This window comes from Anaerococcus sp. Marseille-Q5996 (assembly GCF_946893725.1).
GTDB classification, from domain to species: Bacteria; Bacillota; Clostridia; order Tissierellales; family Peptoniphilaceae; genus Anaerococcus; species Anaerococcus martiniensis.
In genome coordinates, this window is record NZ_CAMPPE010000007.1 from 1 (window position 1) to 26,975 (window position 26,975).

Below are 26,975 nucleotides of genomic sequence, written 5' to 3' on the forward strand. Positions count from 1 at the left end.
ATAGTGAGTTACAAAAAATTCAATAAAACACCTTTTAAAAAGCCTATTACCCACATATTACCCACACTAAAAAAAGCAAACGCTGATATTCCAACGTCTGCTTTAAATCTTTGGTGCGGGATAAAGGTATTATCAAAACATTGATATTTCAACATCTGTTTATATAGTGACTTACTCCCACCAAGCACAACCCCGACCACCCAGTTAGGTTGCCCACACGTTGCCCACAGATTTATAAGAGGACTAATCATCCTCTTTTTTTATCCCATTAGGATTTTCCTTTTTAAAAATCTCAATCAACTCATCAATATCTTCTTGCTTTGCATGATGTCTTACAAAAGTTCTTGCTGTAGTTCTATATCTTAAATACTTAGTAGCCTCAGGGTTTCTTTCTCGGTAATTAGCAGAGGCTCGTAGCTGAGCCTCGCTTACTTTTCCTTTTTTATCTGTCATTTTCTGCAGCTTTTAAAAAGTCACTCCACATAGTATCAGGATCATCATAGCTACTGTAGTCTAGCTCATACTCTTCTAATGCTTTTGCATACACTTCAGCATCTATATCGCTCCACATATCAGCACTTTCTACTGCTTCTATAAACTCATCTGCTGTTAAGTACTCATAGTCATCGAGGTCTATACCTTGATAAGCTACTACTAGTTCTTGGTCTTCTTTGTTTCTTAGTACTTCTAATTGTTTTGTCATGTTTAAATCTCCTTTAATACTTGTCTTTATCTTATATCTATATTATAGTACAGGTACTATATAAAGTCAAGTCTTTTTCCAAGTTTTTTAAAGAAAATCTCTTATTTTACATAAACTTTACAAACAAAAAGAGAACTAAACCCTACAACCCCTGCAATCAAGCCAATCATCAATATTTTAAGCTATAAGCGATTTTATTTCTTTAGCCATACTTTTATACCTATAAAAAAGCTTTAAAACACAAAAAAAGAGCCGACACTATTGTCGACTCTAGGATATTGTCTTTATTATATTCTAAACCATTTCGACTTCTTTTTCAAGTGCGTAAGTTAATACTTTTGAAAAATTTATACCTCTACTCTCAGCAGCTTTAGCTAAGCTTTCTGGAATAGTGCAATTTTTTTTAACTTTATTATCATTATCTAGCCTTACATACCTATACATATCACACACAACAAAATTTTTAAAGTCGTAATCATCCTCTGTTTCTACATTTTCATCGGGATCGATTATCTTCTCACCGTTACAAAAAGCGTCATAAGCCATTAATTCTATAGCATCTTTAGCCATATATAAAGCTTCTTCTAGTGTCTTCCCTTGTGTTGCTATAGGAATGCTATCATTCCATACAGCATAAAAACCGTCTATTTTTTTAAGGTAAATCGGATATGCCTTAACATCTTGTGATATTGCCATTATTCCTCCCTTTATATTGCCTTCCCCTATTGAGGGGAGCAGTTAGAGTTTTATCTCCAACTGCTTGAAAATCTTTTTAGCAGTAATATCGTTTATTTCGTTATGTCGTGGGACTTGTGATTTTTTAGTTCCTTCGGCATTTTGATATATATCGTGGTCTGAACCGTGTCTAACAAACTTACCGCCGTGACTTTCTATAATTTTTATTAAATCACGCTTTTTCAAAGACAATATCCTCCTTTCAATATATAGTATACGCCTATTTATACGCCTTGTCAAGTTTATTTTTTATTATTTTCACAAAAAAAGAGGCCAGCCCAAAGGCCAGCCCAATTTTTAGAGTTAATTCAGAAAATATACAGTTACATCTATCACTGATATTATACTCCCAACGACTATAAAAGTCATTAAGAGTCTACGCTTCTATCAGCTTTTGTTTTCTAACCTCAGCCTCCACAAAGTGACTTAGAGTTTTGTCCAGATCCTCGTACTTATCCTTTAAGATTTCCAGACTCTTGGCATCAAGATTTTTCTTAATCTCATCGATAGTCTCTCTTAAAACTTTTTCTTGAGCAGCGTTGTCCCAATTAAGCTCAGGGCTCTCCTTAAGTGGTTTTACAACAGTTTGATTGACACTTCCCACAACCGCTCTTACAGTATCTATTAACTGTAAAAGGGCAAATCTTAAATTCTCATTTTCTATCTGCTCCACCTCCACTTTAGCTTTACCCAAACCCTCTACAATTAAAGTTAGCAAAGCTCCAGAAAGGAGTACTAAACCAAAAATCATTAAACTATCTATCATAAAAAACCTCCTAAACCAATTTGTTCACTTCATTCTGTACAGCCTTATAAAGCCTAGCCTTACGGTCAGACCCAACGCCATACTTACCAGCCAACACATCCTTAGCCATAGCAGTCACATAATCACCACGACCCTTTTGACCTTTTACAAGCTTATTAACCTCGTCCTGCACAGCCTTATAGATACGGTCTACCCTAGCTTGTCCAGTACCATACTTACCAGCAATTACTGCCTTAGCAAATTCAGTTACATAACCGCCAGTAGCTTTTGCTTTAGCCTTAGCCTTTTGTGGTATAGGCCTAAAATATCTTTCCTTGTTACTACGCTTACGGTCAATAAAGTAAGTCAGATAGCAAGACATATCATTATAAGAAACCCCATTATTAGAATAATTACAATGGACAATTCCATCTTTCTTATAGAAAATACCAGTGTGTCCAGCCCCGCCAATTGATGAGCCTTGCACCCCACGGATAAAGATATCCCCAGGTCTAACCTCATCATAAGAGTAAATCTCTTTTAAGTTCTTTTCTCGATATAAAGTTTCAGTATTGCCAATATAGTTTATAGAAGACTGCCAGCCCCCAGCCTTTAAAGCCTTATACACAAAACTAGAGCAATCCATGTAATTTGGACCTAGTCTTGCAGGACTTGCCATGCTATACTTAGGGCTGCCAGGCTTAGACCTATGCTTGCTATCCGCGTACTTTAGTACCTTGTCAATATCAACAGTCATAAAAAACCTCCAAATAAAAAAGGACTAGCCTATACTAGTCCCTAATCTTTTTTTAGTGAGTCCTTAATATATTTTATATCCTCACTCACATCTGCTACCATCTCTTTGGTAGCTAGACCCTCACTATGACTACCAATGATTTTTACCTTATCATCAAGGTCATCAAGCTTACCAACTATCTCCTTAAAAGATAAGTCCGACCTTTCCGTATGCTTGCTTAGCTCACTTTGATAGCCTTGTATGCTAATTGTAGACCTTTCAATCTGTTTAGACTGATTTTCAATAATTTGAGCATATCTCTCATTGGTAGCTATAGCAATCTCTCTATCCTTCTGCCTTTCGGCTCTTTCTAAAGCCTTTTGCTGCTTCCAGTCACTCATAGCAACCTGTATTATATAGCAAAGTATAAACAGTACCACTATAGCAAACATCATCAAAAAGCCTTGATCAGCTCCTATACTTGCTATTTTGTCTAACACAACATCATCACCTCCTAGTCTCAACTTAAACTTCCCTAACAACCCTTAATAGCTCATTATCTGTACCTGTTGTTATATGGGTTATGCTCGTTTTAGCAGTAAAAACCACACCTTCTCTCGGTGGTCTGTCTCTGTAAATATCCTCATATCTTGGTCTTGTACCAATTAGTGACGATCTAGCATACTTAAAAAAAGCTCTGTATCTTAAACCAGGTTTTGTATGCACACTATAAAGGTACTGACTACCTCTGGTCTCTACGGTAAAAGATCCGTCTTCGGGTGGTTTTTTCCAAATTAATTGCTCTCCATAGTAAATTTTAGTATGCTGTTTATTTTTGTATAGAGCATCTATAGGGTATTTGTTTTTATATTTAATCAAATTTCCTCCTCGATTAAGTAAAGAGTATTAGGGTCAGGATTAGTAAGTTTATCATAATCAGCTTGCTTCATAGATTGAAACTTAGGCAAATTATTTAGCTTTTCCAAAAGGCTTGTTTCAATGCTGACAGTATCACCACTTTTTACAAGTCCTTTACCCGCGATGATGTTGGCGTCCTTACCTGCTTCGCCACGCAGGTTGACCACTGTATTGCTTATCATTGAAATTGTGTTATTCTTTTTATCTATAGATTGTATTTGTCCGATAGTCCCTTTATCATCGATATACCAATCTATACCCGGACGAGCATTTGCTATGGCGTCATTCTTTTGCGAGTATATTTTATCTCCATCTGCACCACTAGGTCCAATTTTCCCTTGCTTACCCTGAACCCCTGGTTTTCCATCTACACCATCTTTACCAGCAGGACCAGGAGGGCCTTGAGGGCCAGTTTCACCCTGTCTAATTACAAGCTTAGTCCCGTCATCAAAAAGCACATAAGAGTTGCCGTTAGATACAGTTTTAGCCTCAACTATTTTTATAGGATCACCTTTTTCACCTTGTTTTCCAGGCTGCCCATCTTTGCCAGGGATACCAGGAGGGCCTTGTTTCCCCCTTTCCCCTTTCTGTCCCCAAGGGATAGATATTGATTGGCCATTAGTAAACTTAACAACCGTCGCATTATTTTCTTCATCTTCAAAAGTTCCAGCAATCCTTATAGACTCCCCAGGCTTACCTTGTGGTCCCACATCACCAGTATCACCTTTAAGGTCAAGCCACTGACTAGCAGTAAAATCATCAGCGGTAAAAGGGTCTCCCTTTTCACCCTTAGGACCTCTAATCAAAGCCTTATCTTCTTCAGATAGTTCATCCACCTTGACTTCCCCAATGGTTATATAAGGCAAATCCACATACTTAGACCTACCATTACCCCTTTTCATACGGGTAGTACCCTCTTCATCAGTTTCAAGGGCTAATTCACCTTTTAGGAGTATTAAATCAGACGCTTCTAATTCCTCTTTGCTCCCGTCCTGAAACTGAAAGCGACCTTGCACAATCCCTGTTGCCATGATTAACCCTCTTTATCTTCTTTAGTCTCATCATCTTTGATAGGCTCCTCTTTTTCTTCTGTGCTATCAGTAGGAGCCTCATCTTCTTTTTTATCTATTGGAGTTTCTTCTTTTGCTTCTTCTTTTTCAACCTCTGCCAGGTCTTCCCTACCTTCGGCAATTAGTAAATCCTGCACTTCTTTTTTTAGTTCATCAGGCCTAACTTGGTCTATGACTCTAATCCCTCTGATAATACAGTTTTTATAAGCAACTGCTATTACTCTAGCCATTACATACCTCCTAATAATGTTTCGTAGATTTCAACAACTGCCTGTTCTTGACTAGTTTTTATTTCGTTCATTTGCTCATAAGCATCAACCATAAACTCACTTTGCATAAACTCAACATCATCAATCCTTTGTTGGATCTCGCTATCATCAAATTCCTGAGTTTTAAGCTTAGACAAATCCACACTTTCTAGCACAGAAAAAGGAGCATTGTATAAACCTTGCTCCCTTAGTTCGTTTATTTCCGCTATTGGTTTTTTATTAAATACCTTAATCATAAGCACCCCCAATCGCACTTATATAGGATAAAGCCGCTGCACTACCTCTTTCTATGGTTACTCTTATGTTTACACCCACTCTATCAGATTTATGATTTTTGTTTTGGAAATTATATGCTTTTCCCGCTTGGGTTACACTTGTTGCATCCTCCCATGTAGGATTTTCATCAAAAGAATTATTGCATACTTCATACTTAACTCCAGCACCCTTTGCCACATATATCCCAGCCTGAGTAACATTTACACGTGTAGCTGGTTCATCAGTTTCAACCCCATTGTGTGCTAGTTGCATTATAAGTCTAGGAACAACCCTATTAAAAGTTATAGTCCTAGTAGAAGAAAAGCCTTTGTCATCTTCTACCACAATACGTATTTTATGCTTACCACGACCTAGTTTTAGCATATCGTAGCCATCAATCTTAAGCGTTTGGTTAGTTCCCTCAGTTAAGGCAAATCTATCTTTTATTATCCTGTCATCAAGAAAGATTATTGCAGTCATCTTATCTTTTTCAGGATCAGTAGCCGACCAAGAGTATTTAAGGTCATTTGTCACTTCTCCCAAATCCTTGTCCTTATCAGATATGATTGGCGGCATATTGTTACGAATAAAGGTAACTCTTCTAAAAGCAGTGGCAGTCCCGTCAGTAGCCTCTATCTCAATAGTATTTGAAGCATTAAGTTCAAACTTTCTGATTTGCTCATCTGTTATAGTTATCCTATACTCACTGCCCAAAGTAGCGTTGTTAAGCACACGGATTACTTCGCCATTGACTTTTTCAATTATATCTACCTTGTCGATCTCATTATCAGCCACAGTATAGCTATAAGTAAAGGCAGTGTTTTTTGCCCCTAGGTTTTTATCATCTCCAGAAATCACAGGTGCGGAGTTAACCTTGTTAAAGGTAAAAGTCCTTATAGTACTAGCATTGTTTTTATCAGTAGCCTTAATCTCGATATTATGACGACCAAGGTCATATTCCTTGATACTAACCGCAAAGTATCTTCTAACCCCTAAAGTTGTCTTGTCATTGCTTTGCTTAATTGCCCCATCTACCTTTATCTCAAGCGATACATCGTCACCCTCAGCATCTTGAATTATATAGTCCACTTGAAAGTCTTGAAACTTAGCACCCAAGTCCCTATCAGACCCAGATATAGTTGGAGCAGTATTGGTCTTAGTAAAAGAGTAAGTTCTACTAGCAGACGCATTAGAACTATCAGTAGCAGTTACCGTTATAGTATGTTCACCCAATCCATAATCAGCCAGTCTTATAGGTACACTGTGGTTTTGATTTAAAGCCATAGCCATTGGATATTGGATGACTTTGCCATCAACCATAATCTCTACTTTTACTTCATCATTATCTTCATCCATCAAGTTGTATGATATAGCAAAGTCATTGTTAACATTGCCAAGGGCTGTGCTAGACCCGCCGATTATAGGGGCACGATTGGCATATCTATCCCACTCATACCAATAACCACCCTGATGACCATTTTTCGGATAAGTCCCTTCTTCAGCAACTACATCTTCTATATATCCACCGATAGAGTAAGTTGTTGGCACTAGAACTGCACGGATCATATACATATCTGCCCCATAGGAAACATCGCCACTAGAAACTTTTAACATGTATCTTACGGTACTACCATCATCAGATATTTCATAACTTCTCTTGCCTAAACTAGTTTCTCCGATTCCAGTAAACTTACCTGTTTGATGGTTAAAAGTATAGTCTCCATAAGACCCTGAGAAACTTTTGCCGATATTATAGTACTTGGTTTCTTTAGGTACATACCTAGGCTTGCTTGCTATTGCCTGATACTTCTTATAAACAACCTTAGCCATAGTCTACACCACCCCTCTTCCATTCACTTCATCATAGATACCTTCAATCATTTCTAAATCCTCGCCCAGTATCTTAGCCGAAGCTGTAAAAGCGTTGTAAGGCATATTGTTATTGTTTTGACCTATCAAGGTAGCCACTTGTACCACAATGTCTCTTATTATATCATCATGTCTATTAATTCGTGAGGCATTAACCAAGTCATTCCACTCCATTTGCCCCAGATTTTCAGCATTTACAGGAGTACCCTCTTGAACAACCACCCCATCAAAACGTATATGTTGGTATAAGGGATTGCCCTCATTGTCTTTCCCAACATCCTTTTCAGCCCTCACATCAGCAAACTCAGCCAGATGGTCTTTCCACCCAACCAACGATATATTCTGCGAAGCAAAATACTCAATAATTTCTTCACTAGAATAACCACTCTCAAGCAACTGATAATACTCAGCTAAAGAAAAACCATTAGCCATTTAAAGCTCCTTTCAACTCAAAGATATTTATAGGATCAAGTATTTCTTCTTCAACAATTTTTATCCAAAAGGTACTTATAATTCCATGGTCTATAGTTTTTACTTTTCCCTTAGGTTTTGATATAAGCACATTGCCCTTATTATCCAGCAGTCTTATATCAGTTATAGTTCCAGCACCCTTTGTCGTATTTACTAACACCTTTAAAGTATCTTTATCTAAATTCTTTCTTATGATTTGCACCTCTTCAGGTTCTTTTCCCTCAAAAACAACTACAGCAGTTTTGATTTCATCCTTTATAAATTGGCAAACATTTTTCATTAGATATTCACTTAGCACCTAAACATCACCTCCAAAGTTTGTTATGTTTTCTAGACCAAAGTTTTGTACATAGATATACTCTGTATCTTCATAGTCACGCAGTTCTCCAGATCTATGACCATCTCCAGCATTTCCATAATAGTGATTTGCATCATAATTTCCTGTTTTTGCACTTACACCGACATAGTAAGGTTCAGCAACAGTGTATGGATAAGGTATATCTCCACATGGATGTTCACCACATAACCACACTAAAAAAGAGCTATCTCCACTACGTGTTTGTAGCTTCATAACTCTTGCAAAATTCATATTCAAGTCTATCCATAAGTGTGCTGGAGTAACCTCTCTTAAAGCTTTAAGCATTTGGTCCATATCGAGGTCTCCATTTACAAAAAGTTCTAGTAGAAAGCTATAGTCCTTGTATCTTTCTTGATAAGTAGTAGGAAAACCAAAAGCAAAACATATCTCAAGGATAACTTCTTCAGTGGTAGTCCTTTTCCCTCTCATTTTAAGCAGTATTGCATTTATACGTTCTTTAACACTTCCTGCTGATTCTAAACCATAATCACGTTCAAGCCTTGATAAAAAGAAATCGGGATTTGAAGTCTTATCTATCTGTGATACATAAAGCCCATAAGTAAAATCCCAAATTAATTGTTCTATACGTTCAAACTCTTGGTCTTCAGCATAGAAAAGGTCATCCATATCAGATATACGACCTATAAATTTAGGAAGTCTTTTCTTAAATCTATCCCCTCTCATGATAGGCTCACACTTTCAACAAAGGGTATTTCTTCTTTTTCAAAACCCACACTATCATTAACCCCATTTACAGTAAGTTCAATTATATCCTGTACACCTTCTATAGAGTACAAAAGGTCAATAACTTTTGCTACTGTCAATCTATTAGCTTTATAAGATATAGATTGGTCGATATAGTTTTGTAAATTCTCTTTTAGCTTGTCTTCTAGATCTTCACGTCTCATTTTTGATGCAGGTTCAAGTACAACTTTCCCTTTAACCTCTATACCTACTGTTTTGGCAGTAGACACAGTAAGCAAAGCCCCTATTGGTGCAAGACTTTCACCAAGCCTATCACCGTCATTATCTATATGGTGCTTGACTTTTTTGATTAAGTCTTCATTAGCTACTCTTTGATTGGAGTCTAATATTGAGACTTTGACAGTACCAGGACCATCCCATATTGGGAAGACCCTCACACGGCCTACACCTTCAACCTCCATAGCCCAGTGCATATAGTGATATTGGTTGCCTGATGTGCCAGGATACCTCATTCTTAAAAGTGTACGTTCTCTTAAAGACTCATCATCTTCAAGTTCAGTACCACCATTTATTGACTTTTCATTGTGTACTCTTTTAAGTCCAACAACTCCACTATCATATTTGTATATAGACCCAGCAGGTATATTTGATTCTTTACCAGCTTTTTCAGCTTCAATAGGAATAATAACTTTTCCATCTTTTCCGATATATCCTATCTCTCTGGTTAGATAAGTATAAGAGTCAGAGTGTATCCTAAAGCCAGCAGGGATCATTACTCCAGGAGTCCCTTCAAAAGTAGCAAAACCACTTGCTTTTGTAGGCTCTTTTCTAAATACACCTACTTCTTGGGCTTTCTTATCAAGATATTCACCAGTAGCTGTTTCTGCATAGTGTTGGTCTTGCAAAAAGTCTATATAGTCATAATATTTTAATATTTCCTTTGCCACAGCTTGGATATTATCCGCAGCAAAAGAACCCTCAACCTTATTGGGAGGGTTCTTCAAATCCGCCTTCATCCTTGAAACAATTGTCTCAAAGGTTAAGGCCTGTATCATTCGATTGTAACTAAGCATTCAACCCTCGCAATCTTATCAGTAAAGACTGTTGTATAATAAACATCAACATAAAGTCCACTCTTAACAGTCTTTAAAACCATCTTATTAATAGACACCATAAAAGGATGCACCATAATAGCTTCCGTAATATACCTTTTGACTTCAGCTTCTTTTAGCTTGTTAGATATAACCTCACCGATTAAAGTGTATACTTCAGTGCCAAACTTATTAGTATAAGCAGAATATCTAAACCTATCTGTAAGCATGCACTTGTATATCCATATCTTCATAGCCTCATTGCCATAAACATAATAATGTTCGCCGTTTTTAGTCAGAAGTTCATTATTTTCAAAGTCATAAGCATACTCACAAAATCCTTCACGCTCAAGTATTTCTTCTTTAACTGGCAATACCTCTACAGCATCCATAACAGCAGGATAAATAGCCATAACTACCACCTACCATTCTTTAGGCGGTCTATTTCGCCTATCTTTTTTATCTTCTTTTACACCATTTCCTCTATCTCTGTGAGTAGGGGTATGAATTTCACTCTCTTCGCCTATCTTTACCAAACGGCCATGGACAACAAAACTATCTCCACGATCTGTAACATCAATCAAATCCCCTTCCAGAAATCTTCTTTCATACATATCAGGCTCTAGCTCAAGGTCACCTATATCTATATAAGTTTCCCCCTTACCCTTACCTATATTTGTAGTCACACCCTGTGGATTGTTATCCTTTGTCTTTACATAAGTTTCAACATCAATTTTTTCAAAATGACGTATTCTATCAACTGCAGGTAGATATATTGTAAAAAACTCAGAAGAGTATTCTTGCCCATTTATAGAAAACTTAAAGTGAGGATCTAGACCGGTAACAATTCCAATTTCACTAGAGTCTTTTTTATTCTCAATTTCTTTCATATTTCTTGCAATTCTTTCCACTAATTAGCCTCACTTCCTTTCTTTTCATCCATTTCATATTCAGTTGACAGCTTTAGATTACAAGTATGGACAGCATCATCAAGATTATGGTCATCTGATAAGATATAAAATTTTCCACTTACAATACTAGATTTTAAATATATAGATTTACCAGTAACCATATCCCAGCTACCTATACATTCAACATCAACTTCTTTTTTAACATCTTGCATTATTCCTTCAATATCTGAAGGTTTGCCCTTAACTATCTTTTGCATAGTACCATAATTAGCTTGACTTTTAGGATTAGATTTCTTTCCTTTTTTCTTATCCTTATTTTCATCTTCTATTGCCTTAACTTCATTGACTACATAATCAAGGGTTTCAGTATATGATGTATTTAATAGTTTACCAACAAGAGGTTCATCAAGTTCTTCTATAACTACATCCACTTCCTGATTATCTTCATACACATTTATTTTGTCATTTGTACAAACTAACTTAAACTTTTTACCACTTTTTTCTGACTCTTTTGTGTATGCAGCCATTATCGCATCATATCCATTTAAACCACGTAAATTAAAGTCATCTGAGCTTCCACTTGCAAGCTCTCCAGCAGATAGACCAAGTTCAGATATAACAGTTTGGGCAACAGCATCTGGAGTCTTTTGTGTATGGACTTGAGTTTCAGGCTCATTGTTGTTTAGATAAATCGACTTATCATAACAAGTAATATCAATAGCTACATCATTATCAGCTACCTTTTTAGTCCATACCACACCTTTAAAGAATTCAGTGCTAGACCCGCTTTCTTCATCTATTTCAGTCATCGTGATAGCATCGCCCAGCTTTATATTCACTTCTGGCAGAGTTTCATCAAAATCACCACGAAGCAATTTAAAGGTCAAAGTCCTGCTACATTCCTTACTTGCACCCTTTACCTGTATATCAGAAACCAAATCAGATATATCAGCAAATTCAGTTTCTCCAGTGCTAGCATTCATTGAAGCTCCAGTTACTTTTATCTTCATTACTTAGCCCCCTTTGGAGGAATTGTAAGAGTTTTACCTATCTGCAAGGCTCTAGGATTTGTCACTCCATTAGCCTTGGCAATTTCTTTCCAACGACTGCCATCTCCATAATGCTTATCTGCCAAATCCCACAGAGTATCCCCAGCTTTCACGGTATGTTTTAAGCTTTCTTTATTATCTTCTCTTTCATCTGGCCTATCCTTTAAACCACTTGTATTATCAGCTTTTTTAGATCTTTCTACATTTAGATAAGAATACTCTCTAAGTGATAGGGTAAATACAACATCTCCCGACCCATCTCCACTTTCTTTTCCATAAGTAAAGTCTTCTATAGCCATAGCCAGATTAATATCAGTATCCACAATTACAACCCTTATAGGTTTGTTAGATAGCTTCCATTTATTAATCATAGCTATACATACCTCAGGCTCTTGAAAAGTTTTAGAAAGCAAGAAAGGATATTGTCGGGCTGGAAAAGTAGAGTTTATAGTCATAGACCTTAACTTCTTTTTACCAATTGCAAGCACCTCTCCTTGATTGATAGTGTTAAAGGTATAAGTATTATGTTCGTTTGATATGGAGTGCTCTTGCAAAGGCCAAGGCAGTTCTAAAACCTCAGCCCTATTATTAAAACTTAATATTAATTGCTGCATACTCATACAAGTACTCCTAATTTCTTAAAGTAAGCGTCCATAGTTTGAACTATCTTCTTTTCATCGTTAGTGTAGATATACATATTCACAGGAGCATGAACTTGTGTTGTAGTGGTATTGTTAGAGTTTTTCTTGATATCATTCTTGATAATCTTCTCAGTCTTGCCAGCAGGATAAATCTTATCCCCACGGGCAAGCTGGATCATCTCTTCACCACGTTCGTTTATTTGAGTCATACCACCGCCAAAGTAGGATGTACCAGTAGCGTTTTTACCTATACCAAGGAAACTCTTAACACTACCTACAGCCCCACCGACAGCATCTCCGACCATGCCAGCTATTTTCCCTGGTAGTTCAAACAAAGCATTAGCAGCAGCACCTACAGCACCAACCAAGTCATTAAACTTACCAGTAGCCCACTCTACAGCACTTGCTATAGCGTGGAATACAGGTTCAGCCACAGTTAATACTGTATCAGCTATTATTTGAAAGGCTGGTACTACATAAGTACCTATGAAGTCCGCAACAGTTTGGAATATAGGTAAAAGTACACCCATAACAGTTGATTCAACTTCAGCAATAGCTGGAATCAAGGTTCCAGATACCCATGCTACAAGCTCACTTATAACTGGAATGATGTTTGCAGAAATCCATTCAACTACAGATTGAATAATCGGGGTAGCTGTAATGATTGCTTCAGCTAGCATTGTCAAACCTTGACCAACTAAATCAATTACCGTGGTAAATATATCCATATTGCCTTCAATACCATCTCCAAACAGATTAGATATACCTTCAACCAATGGCGCAAAAGCTTCTTTCAAGCCATCAAATACTGTTACAAACTTTTCTTTTAATGGATCAATAAATTCCCCAACTTTTTCAGAAACTTTACTAAATCCTTCCTTAAACTTATCCATAGCAGGCTTAAAAAACTCAGAAACTTTTCCAAATCCACTTTTAAGTTTTTCAAAACCATTTGTTGCAAAGTCTTTTATTGCATCGCCAGCATTTTTTGCAATAGGTACAAAGCCATTAAGGGCATCGTTAACCTTTAAAAGCATTGGAGTCATAGCCCCAAAGATACCGCCTTCTTCACCTTCTTTACCACCTAAAAGTCCAGCCCCAATCTTACTTAGTGCAGAGCCAAAGTTCATCTTTGCAGCATTCCAGGTCTTATTCATCTCTTTGGCAGAATCTCCAGCCGCAGCAGTAGCCGCCTTGATTGCATCTTCAGCAGATATTTCACCCTTAGAGATCATATCCCTAGCAGTATTAGCATCCACACCCTTAAGTTCAGCAATCTTTGCCAACATAGGTAATCCCCTATCAGACAATTGCATAAGCTCATCACCTTGGAGCCTACCAGTAGTTTGGATTTTGTTAATCAAAGCTCCAATTTCGTTAAAGTCAGAACCAGTAGCCGCAGAAATATTGGCAATGTTTTTCAAATAAGGCTCGATGTTCTTTTGGTCCACCCCAGCTGCAATTGCAGATGAAGCAGTAGACATAGCATCACCAAATCCATAAGCAGTACCAGTAACAGCATTCATTGCCGAATCAGAAATAGCCTTGATTTGACTATCATTAAACTTTCTAGTCCCATCAGCATTAGTCTGTCCACGTAGCCTAGCCTTAGCAGATTGGATATTCTCAAGCCTAGTCATACCAGCGCCCAGTGTAGTGTCGACTCCAGACTTAAGCATTCCAATACCAGAAGTAATAGCAGAACTTATCAAATTCCCCTTAATAAATGAACCAAGCATCGAGCCGCCACCCATTTGAGGTGCCATCATAGGTGCAGATGATCTGCCAAACCAGTTTTTAGGATTCATTTTGGAAAACATATTTCCAATACCAGACTTCAAGTTTGCAAAACCTTTTTTGATAGGATTTTCCATATCAATTTTGATTTTGTGCTTTTGTCCAGTCATTTTTGTCAATTCTTTTGACAGACTTCTAGCTTCTTTTTTAGCTTTATGGAAACTAGAAATATCTGAAGTGAATTTTGTAAGTTTACCAAATCCTTTGTCTAGCTTATTATTAAATGCTCCACTTAAGGAATTGACGCCACTTTTCATTTTTGAGAATTGATTTTTAATATGTTCAATTTTTCCAGTTTTAGCTGAAATTTCAAAGTTAAGTGGTTTTCCTGTTATCGATTTTAAATCATTATTAAGTTTATAAATCTTAGCTCTAGTTTCTTTAGAGCCTACTTCAGATATTTTTACTTTATGAGATCTGCTAAAAGCAGACTTTAAAGCACTGGTCATTTTACTTGCCACAGATTGACTCTTTTTCATAGCCTCACTCATGGCATTTGTAGAACTTGCTATCTTCTCTGCTTTAGATGAATACTTATCATCAAGAACAACAGTACTTTTAATTACCGCCAATTAGATTCACCTTCCTTTCATTTTCAGCATCGATAGTAGCCAAAACTAATAGCTTTTCATATTCATCCATAGAAAATATATAATCAAAGGTAAATCCCTTGCCCAGCATATAGGCAACAATCTGCATCTCTGCATCATTGCCTAATATTAGTTTTTTGCTTTTTTAACCACCGTTTTGTAATCATCTTTAAATCCAGCATTATCAACCAAAATTTGGGCAATACTTGTAATTTCGCCAATCATAAATAGCTTATCTACAATATCGATAGGTTCTTTACATTCGTATGCATCTTGCAATTCCTTGTCATTAAGTGCAGGTTCTACACAGCAAGAGTAAATCAGATATTTATTCTCCATTAACTCTCCAGGTCTGTTTTTAGCTTTAGCTTGTGCATCTTGAGAGTCATTTATAGTAGGCAGCCTAAATAAAAAAGTCCCTACATTAGGGACTTCTATTTCTACTTGATCATCTTTTCTATCTTCAATTAATTTTCTATTATTGATTAAGTCTTTAGCACTTATTGCCATCTTTCCTCCTAGTAAATACCTTCAGCAATTTCAGCATCATTTGGAGTAAATCCAAACTCAAAAGTCTTTTCTACAACTTCAGAACGGTTAAAGTTTGATAATGGTAAGTTATTAATCCACACATTACCAATGTTGATACGCTCTTTTTGACCGCCAACTGCATCAGGGTCATTAAAAGCTATAGACATAACAAAACGCGGATCGTGTCCCTCCTTTAACTTAGATAAGGCTCTTTCGATACCGCGTGTATAAACGTGTTTAACTGTAAAAGACCCGCTTCCTGCAAGTCCTGTTATCTTACTATCTACATTGTTTCCTACTAATACATCGCCCCTTTGGACTTCTATAGTAGCTTCTACAGATTCAACTTCAAAAATATCTTCACCATCGATATGGAGGGTACCCCAAGCACCAGCTATTCTCCTATATCCACGGTTTTCATTATTGCCATATAAAGCCATTAATCATCCCCTCCTTACTCATTCCAGAAGTTAATATAAAGGTCTTCCATAGCATCAAGCATAGATACATATCCATCAAGGAAAACATTGGAACCAGTATTAAATTCTCTGATTTGTTGATTAGTCATTTCATCAACCTTAGCTTCACGCTTGATTGCATATCTCATATTGGCAGCAACATCAATATCAACTTTGTTTCTGTCAGAATTTTCTAAAACTGTGTTTCTTAGTTCAACAAAATAAACCCTATTGATTAGGGCAATAAACTGCATCTTGTTTTCATAAGTGTTTAGGATTTTACCAACATAAAACTCATTCCATGTATCCCTAATATCATCTTTAATAAGATGCATAGAATCGACAATTTTAATCTTAGAGAAATCTTCGCCTTTTCTTGCATTATAAGTAGTAAGTGAGTTTACACCCCTTGCAATCTTGTACTTTTCACCATTGTAAGTAAGGAATAATCTTCCCTCATTTACAGCCTTATCCTCATCTTCAGCATAAGGTAGGTCAGCATCTGTAAGTAAAGGCCAGCTAAAATAGGTAAAGGATCTTGTAAGAGGGAGTGCTGCTAATTGTGATGCAATTAAAGCAGTAGACTCTTGACCTGTGTACTCTTTATCATCATAAACAATTCTAGGAGTAGACCAGTTAATAACTGTTTCGTGGTCAGCCTCATAGTCAAAGCCAACAAACTTAATTGTCTTATCCTTTTCATTTACTATTTGCATGTGCCAGCTTTTTATAGTATCAATCTCATCTTCAGTCGCATTAGGTGCAGCATAATAGTTAAATTTCATCAATTGAAGCTTAGCTAATACTTGTTTTAGTGGATTATTATCTCCATAAACTTCAACCAGCATTCTTCTTGGGTGTGCTTCATATCCCAGCTTGATAAGTTTTATAGTTTCTTCGCTAAACTGCACATCTTCTGGCAAGTCAATCAGCGAAGTAAATTTATATGAACCCATTTCTTCTGGATTAGTACCTTTAATCAGGAGCAAAACTATACCAGTTTCACTTCTTTGGATAGCTGTAAGCCCTGCAGACTCAAAAGCTATCTTAACCTTTGGCATTCCAATTGTAGGCATATATTATCCTTTCTTAATTTCCATAGAGGCATTAATACAATTGACATTAGTATATAAATCCTCCATCAATCTATAAGGCTCATTTATATAAGCCCTATTTTTCGCATTATCTTCATCATTTATAAATTCAATTTCTTTGTTATCTAGAGTCTCATCTGCAGTGTTATATTCACTCACATTTTCATCATCTAAATGCACATAGATAGGCTTATAATTATCAGCAAATTCAAAAGTTACCATAAAATGTAAGTCTTGATCTACCAAAGTATATTCAGGTGGTCTTAAACAATGGATAAATCGAGAATATACAATGTTTCCTTTTTCATCCCTTTGAATATTTCCATCAAAGTCACGCTCATATACCTTTAAGCCCATAGAAAAAGCACTCATCAAGGGATTAACCATCGAGAGTGCTTCAGCTACCGTGTCAGATTCAGAAAAATAAATTATATCCAAATCAACACGTTTATTTATGATTGATTGACTAAATTGAGGTGTGCTATATTGCACAAGTTCTATACTCATTGCTGGAGTCTTTAAATCAGCAATTCTTTCTTGGTGTATTTTAAGTTTATTATTAGGATATATAGCTTTTAAGACCCTAGCTATTTCATAAAATATATCCTGTACTTTTATCTCATAGTGGGCCATACTAATCACCCAAAGCCCTTTCCATAGCTTGCTCAAGCTTGCTAGGTAGCCTTTGTTCTAGGCGTGTAGTACCCTTTTTCATCATGTAGACACCTTTAACTACACCTTTACCACCACGTGTCCTATGACCAAATTCAACGTGACCAGCATATTCAGTGTTATTTGATAAACTCATTTCAAAGCCACTGCCAGTCTTTTTCACATCTTCAAAGGTCATAGATCGTCTTAATTCTCCACTATCCACTGGTGTATTAGCACGAACATCATCTCTCCACTCCACACCCTCATCATTAAGGGTAAAAGTAAGTTCTTTTTCAATCTTAGGATTTAGATTTTCCATTTGTGCAAGAGCCTCATCCAATCCCTTTATCTTAATATCAACACTCATTAGGCCACCTCATTTCTGATTAGAGGCACTTCAATGTGGGATTGATACCAATAACCCTCTCCAGCCCTAAACTCATAAGCATGACCCAAAACATCAGCATAGATAATATCTCCAGCCAATATTTCTATCTCAGGTCTAGCAAAGAAAGTTGCATCATACTGTATGACTTGAGTGGTATCAGATAAGTCCCCTTTTGACCCCTGAGTAAAAGATATGGCGCAAGCTATATCTTTATATACTTCATCATATTTAAACTCATCTAGGTACTTATTACGTTTATGTGAGGGCCTTTTAACCGTACATGTATGGTAATAAGTTTCAGCTAGTATATCAGCCTCATTTTCAAAAATAGGATTAGTCATTACCATGGCGTTTTAAGTCTCCTATACTTTCTTATTTGATCTGTGTAGTTGCCCACAAAGTCATTTACAGCAAGATAAGCCTTCATAGGAGTGCCAAAATCATAGACCTTGGCATTGTCACCATAAGATATAGTTGTATCTCCACGGCTTACAGAGGAAACAACTCTTTTGCTGTCCTCATTACCTTTGGCAGCTTCTTCAGCCATTTTAGACTTATAGTAATTAGCCATTGTATAGTCAGCAACCATCTTTATAACAATCAGCATTAGGCCAGGTGGAAAGTCCAGCCTATTACAGTAACTCAAGACCTCAGACTCTATCAAATCAAAGTTAAAATCAAGGGCTTCATCTTCTATAGCCTTATTAACCTCATCATTGAGCAAATACCTAGCTCTTTCTCTTTTGTTTTTGTCCATAAGCCACCTCCTTATTTAAGAAGTGCTTTCAAATCTTCCTTTTTAGCCTTAGGGTCATAGTCGATACCATCTTTATCAAGCAAATCTTTGATTTCAGCAACAGTAAGATTATCAAGTGGATCAATCTCTTTTTTAGTCTTAGAGTCTAATTCAGTCACAAAGTCAGGCACTTTTTCGTTAAGTTCTTCAAATCTTTCCTTGCTAACCTCAAACTCATCTCCAGCTTTTCTGTAATCTCCAGTTACAATATCAAAAAAGTTTCTATTTGTTTTAACAAACATCTAATCCTCCTTATGCACCTATAGTAGCTTTTACTATAGCAATCTTATTTTCTTCAGGTATATAATTTGCAGTTTTACCAGCACCTTGAATAGCTACACCGTTGAAATCAGCAGAATCTATAACTCTATAAGTATTAATACCAACCCCAATAACACCTATGTTATCAGGTGCAAAAATCACACAAGCATTATCTTTAAAATATTGATCTGGCACTTCTCTTAGTACAAAGCCTTTAAACTTATTTATAATTTGCTCTCCAATATTACCAGCATTTAATTTATTAGGAGTTGTAAGCTTATGCTCAACCAAAAGATTATAAATATCGGCATTAACATAAGCTGCCCAAGTAATGCCATCAGAAATTTCTGAATTGATATAATGCTTTCTAGCTTCAAAAAATAATTTTGAAATCCCATCCTCAGTTAAATCAGTTTGTAAGGTTTTACTTGCATTTTCATTTAACAAGTCAGCCATATAGGTATTTAAATGTTTAACCCAAGCATTAGCGTGACTTGCTGCGTATTCTGCCACTAATTGCTCTGGTATATCGTTACATGTAAATCTATCAACACCAGCATGAACAGCAATTGGGTCATCATATCCAACCGCAGTGTCAACTGATTTTATTTCTTGTCTTGGTCCGAATCTATTAGAATTTCCAGTACCAGTTCCAAAAGCTACATTTTCCCCAGTGTCATATTTTTGAATAATTACGTTGTTTTTAGGGCTTGTCTTGATATGCATAAACTTATCGTCATACTCTGCCCCATAAGCAGTTTGTAAAGAACCCCCAAATGTTTCAAAAAATCTTTGTTTAGTGGTAAAAATTGATTGTAGTGTCTTAGAAAATTGTTTTTCATAAATTTTAATTGCCATTTTTAATTCCTCTCTTACTTAATTGATTTCGCAGCAATCTCCCAAACATCAGGAGCAGCCTCCTTTGTAGCAGTTCCAGGAGCCTTAGACTTCCATTTTTCTTCAGTTGCTCTCTTAATCTCAGCACGGTAGACTTCTTGAAAAGCTTTGATATTAGCTTCAGTTGCTTCTTCATCTTTGCCAATCAAAAATCCCTTAAAAGACTGTGGCAATTCATTTTCTGTAAGAAGTTCACTTGTACGACCTTCAAGCTTCATCAATCGATTTTCTTCACGGGCCTTAGCTAATTCATCTTGCAGCTCTTTTCTTTCTTCTGCTTCTTTTTCTGCCTGTGATAGCTTAGACTTGCGAATTTCCTCATCTCTTTGCGCTTTAAAATCTTTTTTAAGCTTTTCTTCTTGCCTAGCCAGTCTCTTATTCAAGATCTCATCAAGTTCATCTTGAGTTATAGAAAGCATCTTAGTTTCGTTTTTCTCATCATCACCAGTATTTTTAGAAGTTTCTGTATCTTCGCTTTGTCCTGCTTGCTCAGTAGTTTCTTGGTCCACATCCTCTGCAAACCTCTGTAAATTCAAATTTGTTAACAATTGTGTATCCATCTGTTCCCTCCATTTAAAGTCCGTCGACTGTATATTCCATGATTTTCTTTAAAGCCTAGACCAAGTAAAAAAGGCATAAAAAAACCGCACGATTAACGCACGATTAGTTTTTTATAGTATAAAGTTTTTCATATTTCCTATTATGAGTTCCGCCTTGAAGAGTTGACTTAGCCTTTGTGAACTCATAAATGCATTCAAAATCTTTTGGCATATCATATCCACTTATAAGAACGATGTTTTCTTTGCTCATATCCTTACACCAATCAAAAAATTCTTCATAATTTAAATCATTGTGATTATAGGCTCTTTTAGTATTTTTATATGGTGGATCTAAATATATAATTGAATTTTTAATATCAGAAAATTCTTTATAGTTTTTTGAATGGATTTTTAAATTTTTAATTTTTTTATTATTTTTTATTGATTTTAGTTGGCCGAGCCTTTCCATCTGCTGCAATCTTGATAACTGTTGCAATGTTTGGCTCTTCTTATGTTTGTGTTCCCAATTTATAGATTTTTGTTTTTCTTCGTTTTCTACAAATCCTTTAAAAGTTTCAGTTTGCTTGTATCCATAAAAACAATCGTATTTTTCTATAATTTCTTTAGCTAGCTTATATTTAATATCAGAAGTTTTTTTGCTATATAAGTAATCTCTGTTATTATTGCTAAACGAATTTACAAGTAATTTCAAATGGTCATCTATAACCTTTTCTTCCTTATCTCTAATCTTGAAAAATTCTTCCCTACTGCAAATTAAGGCTTTAAGATATTCCCTATCTTCTGATAATATTTTTTGTATCATAAGACCTGGTATAGGGTCTATATCGTTATAAACAACATTTAAACCATTTAGCAAACATTCAAAAGTAACAGCTCCACCCCCACCAAATAGGTCATATATGGTTTTATCTATTCCAAAGTTTTGTTTGATAATCTCTATAAGGTTTTTAGATATTTTTTTCTTACTTCCTATGTAAGGCAGGCCTATAGGCTTTCCTTTTCTGATTCTCTTTTCATCAAGTATTATCTTCAATTAGTCTCCTCTTTATTTCTAAGTACAAAAAAAGACGGTATAAAACCGCCTTAGATTAAGTATTTAAATTTTACTTTGATATATTCCTACAAGTTCGTTATTGTGTTTAACAAGAATTTTATCGATCCAGTCAATCTCTTGAAATAACACTTTAATATTTTTTTCAACATTATTAATACTTTTGCAATCTAATATTACATTACTAACACCGCCATCACAGGCTCTAAGCACATCTGCTCCATCTTTAATAGACTTAAGCTCTTTAATACACCAATCTTCATCATTCCACCTTATGGATGGAAACATTACTTCAATCATAATTATCTCCTGTTGCCTTTACGCTAAATACGGGTATATTTGTAGTAACAATAGGAGTACCTCTTCCCACCAAATGCTATTAGAAGTAATTTTAATAGTTTGAGGGGGCCACTCCTATTTTTTTTGTTTTCTTTTATATATTCCTTTTAGTTTTAGACTCTCGGTAATTAATAGTTTATTCAAGAAGTTATAACGATTATTCATGAAAACTCTTTCGAGTTGATTAGATATTTCATCATCACTGTATAAGCCAGGTTTTAAATCGAGAATGATGTTATCTGTTTGATTTTTCGCCTTATTAATTGCCGTTGTAATTGTATTTTTGGACTTTTTAGTTATTTGTTTTAAGTCCCAACTTTCGCCATTCCACAAATAATCTGGAGTACTAACACCTTGAGGTAATAAAACTCTAGGTACAAACTCAATACTGCCTCCTACCTCATTTACTAACCATTGTCCAATTTCTTTTTCTCTCTTGTCTGGATCTAGCACAACGTGTTTATCATCAACTACATACTTCTTTCCGTCGATTATGATTTCATTCATGTACCCAACGTGTTTATCTTTTTTATCTAATTCACGTTTCGTATTCTCGGTGATTATTTCATAAGGTTTATCATTGGATTCAATCCACTCTCTCCACTCCTTATACTTCATATCATAAGGTACAGTAACATTCTTGCCGTCTTTATCACGGGCAATCCTAGTTCTATCTTCAGTATCAGGATCATATTTCACAGTAGTAGACCTACAATGTGGATGAAAGGGTGGATAATTTTCCCCAATTACAGCATCTTCCAATTTATAATGCTTTCCATCTTGGTTTTGGCAAATCTCACTGGTTTTTGTATCAAGAGTAGCTAAAATCTCATACTCTTCAATCTCTAATTTTTCATAAGTAAGCATATCCGCCCTATTTTTTACATAGGCAGTCTCAGTTATTATAAGTCTTTGTGCAGCCGCCCTATAATTCTTACCAAAAGCTTTAGTAATTTCCTTTGTTAGCGTATCAATAGAAGTGCCAGCTATAATATTTTGGGCTACCAGTTTCTGGCACTTTCCAGCAATATAATCTGCATTATTCCACAAATTAGTTGAATAATTCGCTCCAGACCAAGGCAGTTTAAGTTCCCTATCAACCGCAGCCTTAGAAATACCTACATTGTGCTGACTCATCAAATCATAAACCTTTGGATTCCTATCCTTATATTCATCATACATATTTTCATAATAAGTATTTTCTAAAGATCTAGTCAAAAGCAATGAAATATTTTTATCAGCCCTATCAGTCATCAATGCAACATTAGCCATGATTTCAGCATTCAAAGCTTCAAGCCTAGTTATTCTAGACCTCATAGCCAAAGTGTTAAGTTCAAGCAAAAGTTTTTGGTCTCCAGTGCTTTCAATCTTCGCCATATACTCATCCATTGTCATTCGCCACTCTAGATACTCACTACCATGTATTAACTCCATGGCCTTTTCCATAGTCAGGTTATTTTCTCCAGCAAATTGAGCATAAAGCTTTTTAATATCTTTATTAATCCCATAACTAGCATTACGGTACTGACTTTCTACAAGATTCAGAGTCTTTTCAGCATCCCTTAAAACCTTGACAAGCTTTTGTTCGCTTCTATCTTTCCAATACTTCTTCTTTGTCTTCGCCATTATCATTATCCTTAGCAAAGTTTCTATAAAGGTTTATGTCACTTTCAGCCTTAGCTTCTTCTTCCTGCTCTTTCTTTTCCATTTCTCCTAATGGATCATCGATAAAAGGTAGTAAAGCAAGTCTAGTTTCTGTGGATACATCCTGTGCTAGATTTTGTACTATCTGAGTAATCTCTAATAAGTTTTGAGGTAATACATCGCTAAATACTATTTGTATCTCATTACGGATAATATCATGGTCACCCGCCATATTTAAGTAATTAGCAATCAAATCCATACGCTTACGAAGACCCTCAGTAAAAAACATCTCCTTAGTAGCCCTTAATTCCTCGCTAGTCAATAACTTAAGCTTTAAAGACACCCCAGGCACATTAGTACCAAAAGACTCATCTGTAAAATCAGGAGTAAAAGAAAACTTGTGTATATCCTTATTAAGTCTATTCTTATAATTCTCAACCCAACTATCATTGACATCTTTAATAAGCCACTCAGCATCACCATCTGCTTCGTTAAGAAGAATCTTATCTTTTTTCATCTGTTCAATATCTTCACGAGTTGAACCACTATAACCAGTCAACACCAAATAAGCATCAGAAAACTGGTCCATATCATTTAAAGTATTGGACTGCTCACGGTTATAAGCATCAATCAAAGATATAACCTGCTCAAAATCACCCTGCAACTCCTCATTATTTTTATAATGTATCAAAGGCACAGCCCCAAAAGGGTGGTCTTGCACATCAGTCATTACAAATTCATTGCTTTTATTTTCATCATTAAAATAAAAAATGGAGTCTTTATCATAGATCTCCACATAAGTAACAGTTCTCTTTAATTTTTCATCAAGGTAGTACCTAACCCCAAATTTCTCTTTCTCATCTATACTTGTGTCATAGATTAAAAAAGCATTGTCAGGCTCCACACGCTTAAATCTCACTTGACTATCATCGCTAAACCATAAAACCTCAAAACATTCACCCTTAATAGAATTAATCTTAGCTATTGCAAGGTTCTCTTTAGCCTCATTATTAAAATTACAAATCTTGATATACTCTTCCAAAAACTCATCATCATCTAAATGGTCATCCTTAGTAGCATTGTATGTAACAGCATTGCCCATAAAATAACCCGTAGAAAAATCAGTAATATACTTAGGATAAGGAGCAACAACTTTGTTATCCCTATCCTTAGATGCTCCACCAACATCTAAAATATCATGGTCGCCCTGGTAGTACCTCTTAAGTCTCTCATACCTAGCACGCTTCACCTTATGAAGCTTTATAAACTCCAAAGCCTCTTTAATCTCAAGAGTTTCACTATCAGTTCTAAACACTATCTCACCCCACAATTCCTTTTATAATATCTAGGCTTCTTATTAAGCCTCTTGTACTCTTCTTCGGTTAGTAATCTCTGCATAGCAATCCTATATTTATCATCACGCGGAAACTTATTCGCATCAATCAGTTTACGACAACACAAAGCCTCTTTTTTAGTAAAAAAATGAGCATGTTGGTCATAGTCTCCATGCTCTCTACGTAATAACCAAGGCCTATGCAAATTAGATAAATAAACAATAGATAACTTCATTAAAATAATAAATCCTTACTCATAGACTTAATAGCTCTAGATTTTCTCCAAGGCTCAACTCCATATCTTAAAGCCGCAATAGCATCATCAAAAAAGGCTACAGGCTCATCAAGGTATTCAGAGCGTTTGTCATCATACTTCCACTTCCATTGGGATAACTCTTTAATTAAGTTAGTACACGAAGGATGAATGTAAATCCTACGCTCTTTAAGCCAGTTAATCTGGTTATTAATATAAGTACTTCCAGTCACTTTCTCCTTTTTAACTGCAGTAGCCCTAAAGCCAGCCTTTTTCCATTCCTTAATCCTATCAGGTTCCGCACTATCACAATACATAGTAATATCCTTAGCCACCTTGCCATTAGCTAGGTCTATAATCTCACTTGTAGTCTTTTCATATACATAGACCTCACTTAAGACATAAATATCATCATCCTTACTAGCCAAAGTCAAAATAGCATTACTATGATTGAAGCCGAAATCTTGCCCAATCGACAAATACTCCCAATCCGATAAGTCCTGGGATATTTCCATAACCTCCCAGTTATTAAGGATAAGCCCTCCAGTTTCTCCCCATTCGCCCTCGCCATAGATACGATAGCCGTCAGGATCACGTTCCTTCCTCATCATCATTCTTCGATGGTAGGCCTCATCAATAAATCGATTAGTCAAATAAGTCGAATGATGAGTGTAAATATCCTCATTAGAAACATCAAAGTATTTACTCTTAATCCAATGAGTAGCAGACACCGGGTTAAAAGTCATTGTTATTTGATAAAACAAATTAGGATTAGAAAGCTGACCTCTCAAACGGTCATCAAGAATATCAATATCAGCTTCAGCAAGCTCCGTCGCTTCTTCGATCCATATCCAAGTAAGCTTACCAGTCTTAAAAGTAATAGACTTTACCTTTTCCCTCTGCTTATCATCTTTCATACCGCGGAAAATAATCCTATTTCCAGTCTTTAAGCACTCCATAGACAAAGGGCTTTGTTGTATCTTCCACACTCTTTCCCATGCATTCCCAAACAAAGAAAAAACAGCACTCTGCAACTCTGCAAAAGTACTGTCTCTATTGGACTCATCTACTTTTCTCACAACAAGTAAATTAGCCCCCTTATATTTAGGATTTGAAAGTTTTAAGATGTAATCAAGGGCAATGTTAGTAGATTTCCCGCTACCAGCAGACCCTTTAAGGATACGATAACGCTTAGTGCAAGTATTAACAGGTTTAAAGATAGGATTAAGGCCAACCTTTACAGTTTTAACAGCACTCAATCCTCATCACCGTAATCCAGTTCAAAGTTAAGAGTAATGTCACTAGATAGGTCAACCTTATCAGTAAACATTTGATGTCTTTTACCAATAAGCTCCGCCGCCCTCAACTTATCCTTAGCAGTAATTTCAATATCAGTTACCACCTGATAGCCATCACCATCAAGCCTTAAAACCTGCTCAGTCTTTTCACCACGCATAATAGCAGTCAAAAACTCCATAACCTCTTTTTGGTCAGCAATCTTTTTAGAGTCAATCTCTTTCATACGCTCAGCAATATATTCCTTAACATCACGCCTGCCAAAAATCGACTCCGCATTCCTATCAGCATAATTCTTAGAATAACCAGCCTTAAGCATAGAGCTTTTCTTATCACCGCAGATGATAAACTCATCCACAGCAATCTTTTGTTTAGGATTCATCCAGTCACCTGCCTTTCCCTTAAAAATAAACACAAAAAAACAACCACCCACCGCAAAAAATCAAAAGATAAAAAAATAAGGAGTTTCATTCAGTAACCGCGGTACCAAGTAGTTGTTAATTTAT

General features: G+C 36.0%; 38 protein-coding genes. All 38 read right to left on the minus strand.

Features of this window, described 5'->3' with window-relative positions; all coding sequences use genetic code 11:
* Positions 1-243: 243 nt before the first annotated feature.
* Positions 244-453, minus strand: a complete 210-nt coding sequence (locus OC526_RS07930; RefSeq protein WP_262123347.1) for a hypothetical protein — start codon at positions 451-453, stop codon at positions 244-246.
* The gene (locus OC526_RS07935) at positions 443-703 is read right to left on the minus strand and encodes a hypothetical protein (RefSeq protein WP_262123349.1); all 261 of its coding nucleotides are present in this window, start codon (positions 701-703) and stop codon (positions 443-445) included. Before OC526_RS07935 ends, OC526_RS07930 begins: the two co-directional genes overlap by 11 nt.
* A gap of 294 nt (positions 704-997) precedes the next feature.
* On the minus strand, positions 998-1,399 hold the full coding sequence (locus OC526_RS07940; RefSeq protein WP_262123351.1) for a type II toxin-antitoxin system HicB family antitoxin: 402 nt from the start codon (positions 1,397-1,399) through the stop codon (positions 998-1,000).
* 42 nt (positions 1,400-1,441) lie between these two features.
* Positions 1,442-1,624, minus strand: a complete 183-nt coding sequence (locus OC526_RS07945; RefSeq protein ID WP_262123353.1) for a type II toxin-antitoxin system HicA family toxin — start codon at positions 1,622-1,624, stop codon at positions 1,442-1,444.
* 190 nt (positions 1,625-1,814) lie between these two features.
* On the minus strand, positions 1,815-2,204 hold the full coding sequence (locus tag OC526_RS07950) for a hypothetical protein (RefSeq protein WP_262123355.1): 390 nt from the start codon (positions 2,202-2,204) through the stop codon (positions 1,815-1,817).
* Positions 2,205-2,214: 10 nt separating this feature from the next.
* Positions 2,215-2,940, minus strand: a complete 726-nt coding sequence (locus OC526_RS07955; protein ID WP_262123357.1) for a peptidoglycan amidohydrolase family protein — start codon at positions 2,938-2,940, stop codon at positions 2,215-2,217.
* A 41-nt stretch (positions 2,941-2,981) separates the two neighbouring features.
* Complete coding sequence (locus OC526_RS07960) at positions 2,982-3,419, minus strand: hypothetical protein (RefSeq protein ID WP_262123359.1); 438 nt, start codon at positions 3,417-3,419, stop codon at positions 2,982-2,984.
* 25 nt (positions 3,420-3,444) lie between these two features.
* On the minus strand, positions 3,445-3,798 hold the full coding sequence (locus OC526_RS07965) for a hypothetical protein (RefSeq protein WP_262123361.1): 354 nt from the start codon (positions 3,796-3,798) through the stop codon (positions 3,445-3,447).
* A complete protein-coding gene (locus OC526_RS07970; protein WP_262123362.1) occupies positions 3,795-4,739 on the minus strand; it encodes a collagen-like protein in 945 nt (314 codons plus the stop codon). Before OC526_RS07970 ends, OC526_RS07965 begins: the two co-directional genes overlap by 4 nt.
* A 131-nt stretch (positions 4,740-4,870) precedes the next feature.
* Positions 4,871-5,137, minus strand: coding sequence for a hypothetical protein (locus tag OC526_RS07975; RefSeq protein ID WP_262123363.1), 267 nt, complete (start codon positions 5,135-5,137; stop codon positions 4,871-4,873).
* The gene (locus OC526_RS07980; protein ID WP_262123365.1) at positions 5,137-5,412 is read right to left on the minus strand and encodes a hypothetical protein; all 276 of its coding nucleotides are present in this window, start codon (positions 5,410-5,412) and stop codon (positions 5,137-5,139) included. The genes OC526_RS07975 and OC526_RS07980 overlap by 1 nt, the downstream gene beginning before the upstream one ends.
* Positions 5,405-7,261 (minus strand): hypothetical protein, encoded by a 1,857-nt coding sequence (locus OC526_RS07985; RefSeq protein WP_262123366.1) that lies wholly within the window; start codon positions 7,259-7,261, stop codon positions 5,405-5,407. Before OC526_RS07985 ends, OC526_RS07980 begins: the two co-directional genes overlap by 8 nt.
* A 3-nt stretch (positions 7,262-7,264) precedes the next feature.
* A complete protein-coding gene (locus tag OC526_RS07990) occupies positions 7,265-7,732 on the minus strand; it encodes a hypothetical protein (RefSeq protein ID WP_262123368.1) in 468 nt (155 codons plus the stop codon).
* Positions 7,725-8,069 carry a hypothetical protein gene (locus OC526_RS07995; protein WP_262123369.1) on the minus strand — a complete coding sequence of 115 codons (345 nt, stop codon included), beginning with the start codon at positions 8,067-8,069 and terminating at the stop codon, positions 7,725-7,727. Before OC526_RS07995 ends, OC526_RS07990 begins: the two co-directional genes overlap by 8 nt.
* Positions 8,070-8,813, minus strand: a complete 744-nt coding sequence (locus OC526_RS08000; RefSeq protein WP_262123370.1) for a hypothetical protein — start codon at positions 8,811-8,813, stop codon at positions 8,070-8,072.
* Positions 8,810-9,907: a baseplate J/gp47 family protein gene (locus tag OC526_RS08005; protein WP_262123372.1), complete on the minus strand. Its 1,098-nt coding sequence runs from the start codon at positions 9,905-9,907 to the stop codon at positions 8,810-8,812. Before OC526_RS08005 ends, OC526_RS08000 begins: the two co-directional genes overlap by 4 nt.
* Positions 9,886-10,338: a DUF2634 domain-containing protein gene (locus tag OC526_RS08010; RefSeq protein WP_262123374.1), complete on the minus strand. Its 453-nt coding sequence runs from the start codon at positions 10,336-10,338 to the stop codon at positions 9,886-9,888. The genes OC526_RS08005 and OC526_RS08010 overlap by 22 nt, the downstream gene beginning before the upstream one ends.
* A 9-nt stretch (positions 10,339-10,347) precedes the next feature.
* The gene (locus OC526_RS08015; protein WP_262123376.1) at positions 10,348-10,836 is read right to left on the minus strand and encodes a hypothetical protein; all 489 of its coding nucleotides are present in this window, start codon (positions 10,834-10,836) and stop codon (positions 10,348-10,350) included.
* Positions 10,836-11,846: a hypothetical protein gene (locus OC526_RS08020; protein WP_262123378.1), complete on the minus strand. Its 1,011-nt coding sequence runs from the start codon at positions 11,844-11,846 to the stop codon at positions 10,836-10,838. The genes OC526_RS08015 and OC526_RS08020 overlap by 1 nt, the downstream gene beginning before the upstream one ends.
* Positions 11,846-12,499, minus strand: a complete 654-nt coding sequence (locus tag OC526_RS08025) for a LysM peptidoglycan-binding domain-containing protein (RefSeq protein ID WP_262123379.1) — start codon at positions 12,497-12,499, stop codon at positions 11,846-11,848. Before OC526_RS08025 ends, OC526_RS08020 begins: the two co-directional genes overlap by 1 nt.
* Before the next feature lie 2 nt (positions 12,500-12,501).
* A complete protein-coding gene (locus OC526_RS08030; protein WP_262123380.1) occupies positions 12,502-14,895 on the minus strand; it encodes a tape measure protein in 2,394 nt (797 codons plus the stop codon).
* The gene (locus OC526_RS08035) at positions 14,882-15,022 is read right to left on the minus strand and encodes a hypothetical protein (protein ID WP_262123381.1); all 141 of its coding nucleotides are present in this window, start codon (positions 15,020-15,022) and stop codon (positions 14,882-14,884) included. Before OC526_RS08035 ends, OC526_RS08030 begins: the two co-directional genes overlap by 14 nt.
* 20 nt (positions 15,023-15,042) lie before the next feature.
* A complete protein-coding gene (locus OC526_RS08040) occupies positions 15,043-15,423 on the minus strand; it encodes a phage tail assembly chaperone (protein ID WP_262123382.1) in 381 nt (126 codons plus the stop codon).
* An 8-nt stretch (positions 15,424-15,431) separates the two neighbouring features.
* Entirely contained in the window at positions 15,432-15,884 is a 453-nt protein-coding gene (locus OC526_RS08045; RefSeq protein ID WP_262123383.1) for a phage tail tube protein, read from the minus strand.
* A 14-nt stretch (positions 15,885-15,898) separates the two neighbouring features.
* The gene (locus OC526_RS08050; protein WP_262123384.1) at positions 15,899-16,978 is read right to left on the minus strand and encodes a phage tail sheath C-terminal domain-containing protein; all 1,080 of its coding nucleotides are present in this window, start codon (positions 16,976-16,978) and stop codon (positions 15,899-15,901) included.
* Between the two features lie 3 nt (positions 16,979-16,981).
* Positions 16,982-17,629: a DUF6838 family protein gene (locus OC526_RS08055; RefSeq protein WP_262123385.1), complete on the minus strand. Its 648-nt coding sequence runs from the start codon at positions 17,627-17,629 to the stop codon at positions 16,982-16,984.
* A 1-nt stretch (position 17,630) separates the two neighbouring features.
* Entirely contained in the window at positions 17,631-18,017 is a 387-nt protein-coding gene (locus OC526_RS08060; RefSeq protein ID WP_262123386.1) for an HK97 gp10 family phage protein, read from the minus strand.
* Positions 18,017-18,385: a hypothetical protein gene (locus OC526_RS08065; RefSeq protein WP_262123388.1), complete on the minus strand. Its 369-nt coding sequence runs from the start codon at positions 18,383-18,385 to the stop codon at positions 18,017-18,019. Before OC526_RS08065 ends, OC526_RS08060 begins: the two co-directional genes overlap by 1 nt.
* Complete coding sequence (locus tag OC526_RS08070; RefSeq protein WP_262123390.1) at positions 18,379-18,795, minus strand: hypothetical protein; 417 nt, start codon at positions 18,793-18,795, stop codon at positions 18,379-18,381. The genes OC526_RS08065 and OC526_RS08070 overlap by 7 nt, the downstream gene beginning before the upstream one ends.
* Positions 18,796-18,806: 11 nt before the next feature.
* On the minus strand, positions 18,807-19,076 hold the full coding sequence (locus tag OC526_RS08075) for a hypothetical protein (protein WP_262123391.1): 270 nt from the start codon (positions 19,074-19,076) through the stop codon (positions 18,807-18,809).
* 10 nt (positions 19,077-19,086) lie between these two features.
* Positions 19,087-19,953: a capsid protein gene (locus OC526_RS08080; RefSeq protein ID WP_262123392.1), complete on the minus strand. Its 867-nt coding sequence runs from the start codon at positions 19,951-19,953 to the stop codon at positions 19,087-19,089.
* 14 nt (positions 19,954-19,967) lie between these two features.
* Complete coding sequence (locus OC526_RS08085) at positions 19,968-20,552, minus strand: DUF4355 domain-containing protein (RefSeq protein ID WP_262123393.1); 585 nt, start codon at positions 20,550-20,552, stop codon at positions 19,968-19,970.
* Between the two features lie 103 nt (positions 20,553-20,655).
* Positions 20,656-21,585, minus strand: a complete 930-nt coding sequence (locus OC526_RS08090) for a DNA adenine methylase (RefSeq protein ID WP_262123394.1) — start codon at positions 21,583-21,585, stop codon at positions 20,656-20,658.
* A 63-nt stretch (positions 21,586-21,648) separates the two neighbouring features.
* A complete protein-coding gene (locus OC526_RS08095) occupies positions 21,649-21,903 on the minus strand; it encodes a hypothetical protein (RefSeq protein ID WP_262123395.1) in 255 nt (84 codons plus the stop codon).
* Between the two features lie 114 nt (positions 21,904-22,017).
* Positions 22,018-23,568 (minus strand): minor capsid protein, encoded by a 1,551-nt coding sequence (locus OC526_RS08100; RefSeq protein ID WP_262123396.1) that lies wholly within the window; start codon positions 23,566-23,568, stop codon positions 22,018-22,020.
* Positions 23,534-24,901 (minus strand): phage portal protein, encoded by a 1,368-nt coding sequence (locus OC526_RS08105; protein WP_262123397.1) that lies wholly within the window; start codon positions 24,899-24,901, stop codon positions 23,534-23,536. The genes OC526_RS08100 and OC526_RS08105 overlap by 35 nt, the downstream gene beginning before the upstream one ends.
* Positions 24,902-25,154: 253 nt before the next feature.
* Entirely contained in the window at positions 25,155-26,432 is a 1,278-nt protein-coding gene (locus OC526_RS08110; protein ID WP_262123398.1) for a PBSX family phage terminase large subunit, read from the minus strand.
* The gene (locus OC526_RS08115) at positions 26,429-26,851 is read right to left on the minus strand and encodes a terminase small subunit (protein ID WP_262123399.1); all 423 of its coding nucleotides are present in this window, start codon (positions 26,849-26,851) and stop codon (positions 26,429-26,431) included. The genes OC526_RS08110 and OC526_RS08115 overlap by 4 nt, the downstream gene beginning before the upstream one ends.
* Between the last annotated feature and the right edge of the window lie 124 nt (positions 26,852-26,975).

Excerpts from the sequence above, each read along its gene's own strand:
- OC526_RS07930 (WP_262123347.1), bottom strand. The coding sequence starts at position 453 with ATGACAGATAAAAAAGGAAAAGTAAGCGAGGCTCAGCTACGAGCCTCT.
- OC526_RS07935 (WP_262123349.1), bottom strand. The coding sequence starts at position 703 with ATGACAAAACAATTAGAAGTACTAAGAAACAAAGAAGACCAAGAACTA.
- OC526_RS07940 (WP_262123351.1), bottom strand. The coding sequence starts at position 1,399 with ATGGCAATATCACAAGATGTTAAGGCATATCCGATTTACCTTAAAAAA.
- OC526_RS07950 (WP_262123355.1), bottom strand. The coding sequence starts at position 2,204 with ATGATAGATAGTTTAATGATTTTTGGTTTAGTACTCCTTTCTGGAGCT.
- OC526_RS07955 (WP_262123357.1), bottom strand. The coding sequence starts at position 2,940 with ATGACTGTTGATATTGACAAGGTACTAAAGTACGCGGATAGCAAGCAT.
- OC526_RS07970 (WP_262123362.1), bottom strand. The coding sequence starts at position 4,739 with ATGAAAAGGGGTAATGGTAGGTCTAAGTATGTGGATTTGCCTTATATA.
- OC526_RS07975 (WP_262123363.1), bottom strand. The coding sequence starts at position 5,137 with ATGGCTAGAGTAATAGCAGTTGCTTATAAAAACTGTATTATCAGAGGG.
- OC526_RS07980 (WP_262123365.1), bottom strand. The coding sequence starts at position 5,412 with ATGATTAAGGTATTTAATAAAAAACCAATAGCGGAAATAAACGAACTA.
- OC526_RS07985 (WP_262123366.1), bottom strand. The coding sequence starts at position 7,261 with ATGGCTAAGGTTGTTTATAAGAAGTATCAGGCAATAGCAAGCAAGCCT.
- OC526_RS07990 (WP_262123368.1), bottom strand. The coding sequence starts at position 7,732 with ATGGCTAATGGTTTTTCTTTAGCTGAGTATTATCAGTTGCTTGAGAGT.
- OC526_RS08000 (WP_262123370.1), bottom strand. The coding sequence starts at position 8,813 with ATGAGAGGGGATAGATTTAAGAAAAGACTTCCTAAATTTATAGGTCGT.
- OC526_RS08005 (WP_262123372.1), bottom strand. The coding sequence starts at position 9,907 with ATGCTTAGTTACAATCGAATGATACAGGCCTTAACCTTTGAGACAATT.
- OC526_RS08010 (WP_262123374.1), bottom strand. The coding sequence starts at position 10,338 with ATGGCTATTTATCCTGCTGTTATGGATGCTGTAGAGGTATTGCCAGTT.
- OC526_RS08020 (WP_262123378.1), bottom strand. The coding sequence starts at position 11,846 with ATGAAGATAAAAGTAACTGGAGCTTCAATGAATGCTAGCACTGGAGAA.
- OC526_RS08025 (WP_262123379.1), bottom strand. The coding sequence starts at position 12,499 with ATGCAGCAATTAATATTAAGTTTTAATAATAGGGCTGAGGTTTTAGAA.
- OC526_RS08035 (WP_262123381.1), bottom strand. The coding sequence starts at position 15,022 with ATGCAGATTGTTGCCTATATGCTGGGCAAGGGATTTACCTTTGATTAT.
- OC526_RS08040 (WP_262123382.1), bottom strand. The coding sequence starts at position 15,423 with ATGGCAATAAGTGCTAAAGACTTAATCAATAATAGAAAATTAATTGAA.
- OC526_RS08045 (WP_262123383.1), bottom strand. The coding sequence starts at position 15,884 with ATGGCTTTATATGGCAATAATGAAAACCGTGGATATAGGAGAATAGCT.
- OC526_RS08050 (WP_262123384.1), bottom strand. The coding sequence starts at position 16,978 with ATGCCTACAATTGGAATGCCAAAGGTTAAGATAGCTTTTGAGTCTGCA.
- OC526_RS08055 (WP_262123385.1), bottom strand. The coding sequence starts at position 17,629 with ATGGCCCACTATGAGATAAAAGTACAGGATATATTTTATGAAATAGCT.
- OC526_RS08060 (WP_262123386.1), bottom strand. The coding sequence starts at position 18,017 with ATGAGTGTTGATATTAAGATAAAGGGATTGGATGAGGCTCTTGCACAA.
- OC526_RS08065 (WP_262123388.1), bottom strand. The coding sequence starts at position 18,385 with ATGGTAATGACTAATCCTATTTTTGAAAATGAGGCTGATATACTAGCT.
- OC526_RS08070 (WP_262123390.1), bottom strand. The coding sequence starts at position 18,795 with ATGGACAAAAACAAAAGAGAAAGAGCTAGGTATTTGCTCAATGATGAG.
- OC526_RS08075 (WP_262123391.1), bottom strand. The coding sequence starts at position 19,076 with ATGTTTGTTAAAACAAATAGAAACTTTTTTGATATTGTAACTGGAGAT.
- OC526_RS08080 (WP_262123392.1), bottom strand. The coding sequence starts at position 19,953 with ATGGCAATTAAAATTTATGAAAAACAATTTTCTAAGACACTACAATCA.
- OC526_RS08085 (WP_262123393.1), bottom strand. The coding sequence starts at position 20,552 with ATGGATACACAATTGTTAACAAATTTGAATTTACAGAGGTTTGCAGAG.
- OC526_RS08095 (WP_262123395.1), bottom strand. The coding sequence starts at position 21,903 with ATGATTGAAGTAATGTTTCCATCCATAAGGTGGAATGATGAAGATTGG.
- OC526_RS08100 (WP_262123396.1), bottom strand. The coding sequence starts at position 23,568 with ATGGCGAAGACAAAGAAGAAGTATTGGAAAGATAGAAGCGAACAAAAG.
- OC526_RS08115 (WP_262123399.1), bottom strand. The coding sequence starts at position 26,851 with ATGAATCCTAAACAAAAGATTGCTGTGGATGAGTTTATCATCTGCGGT.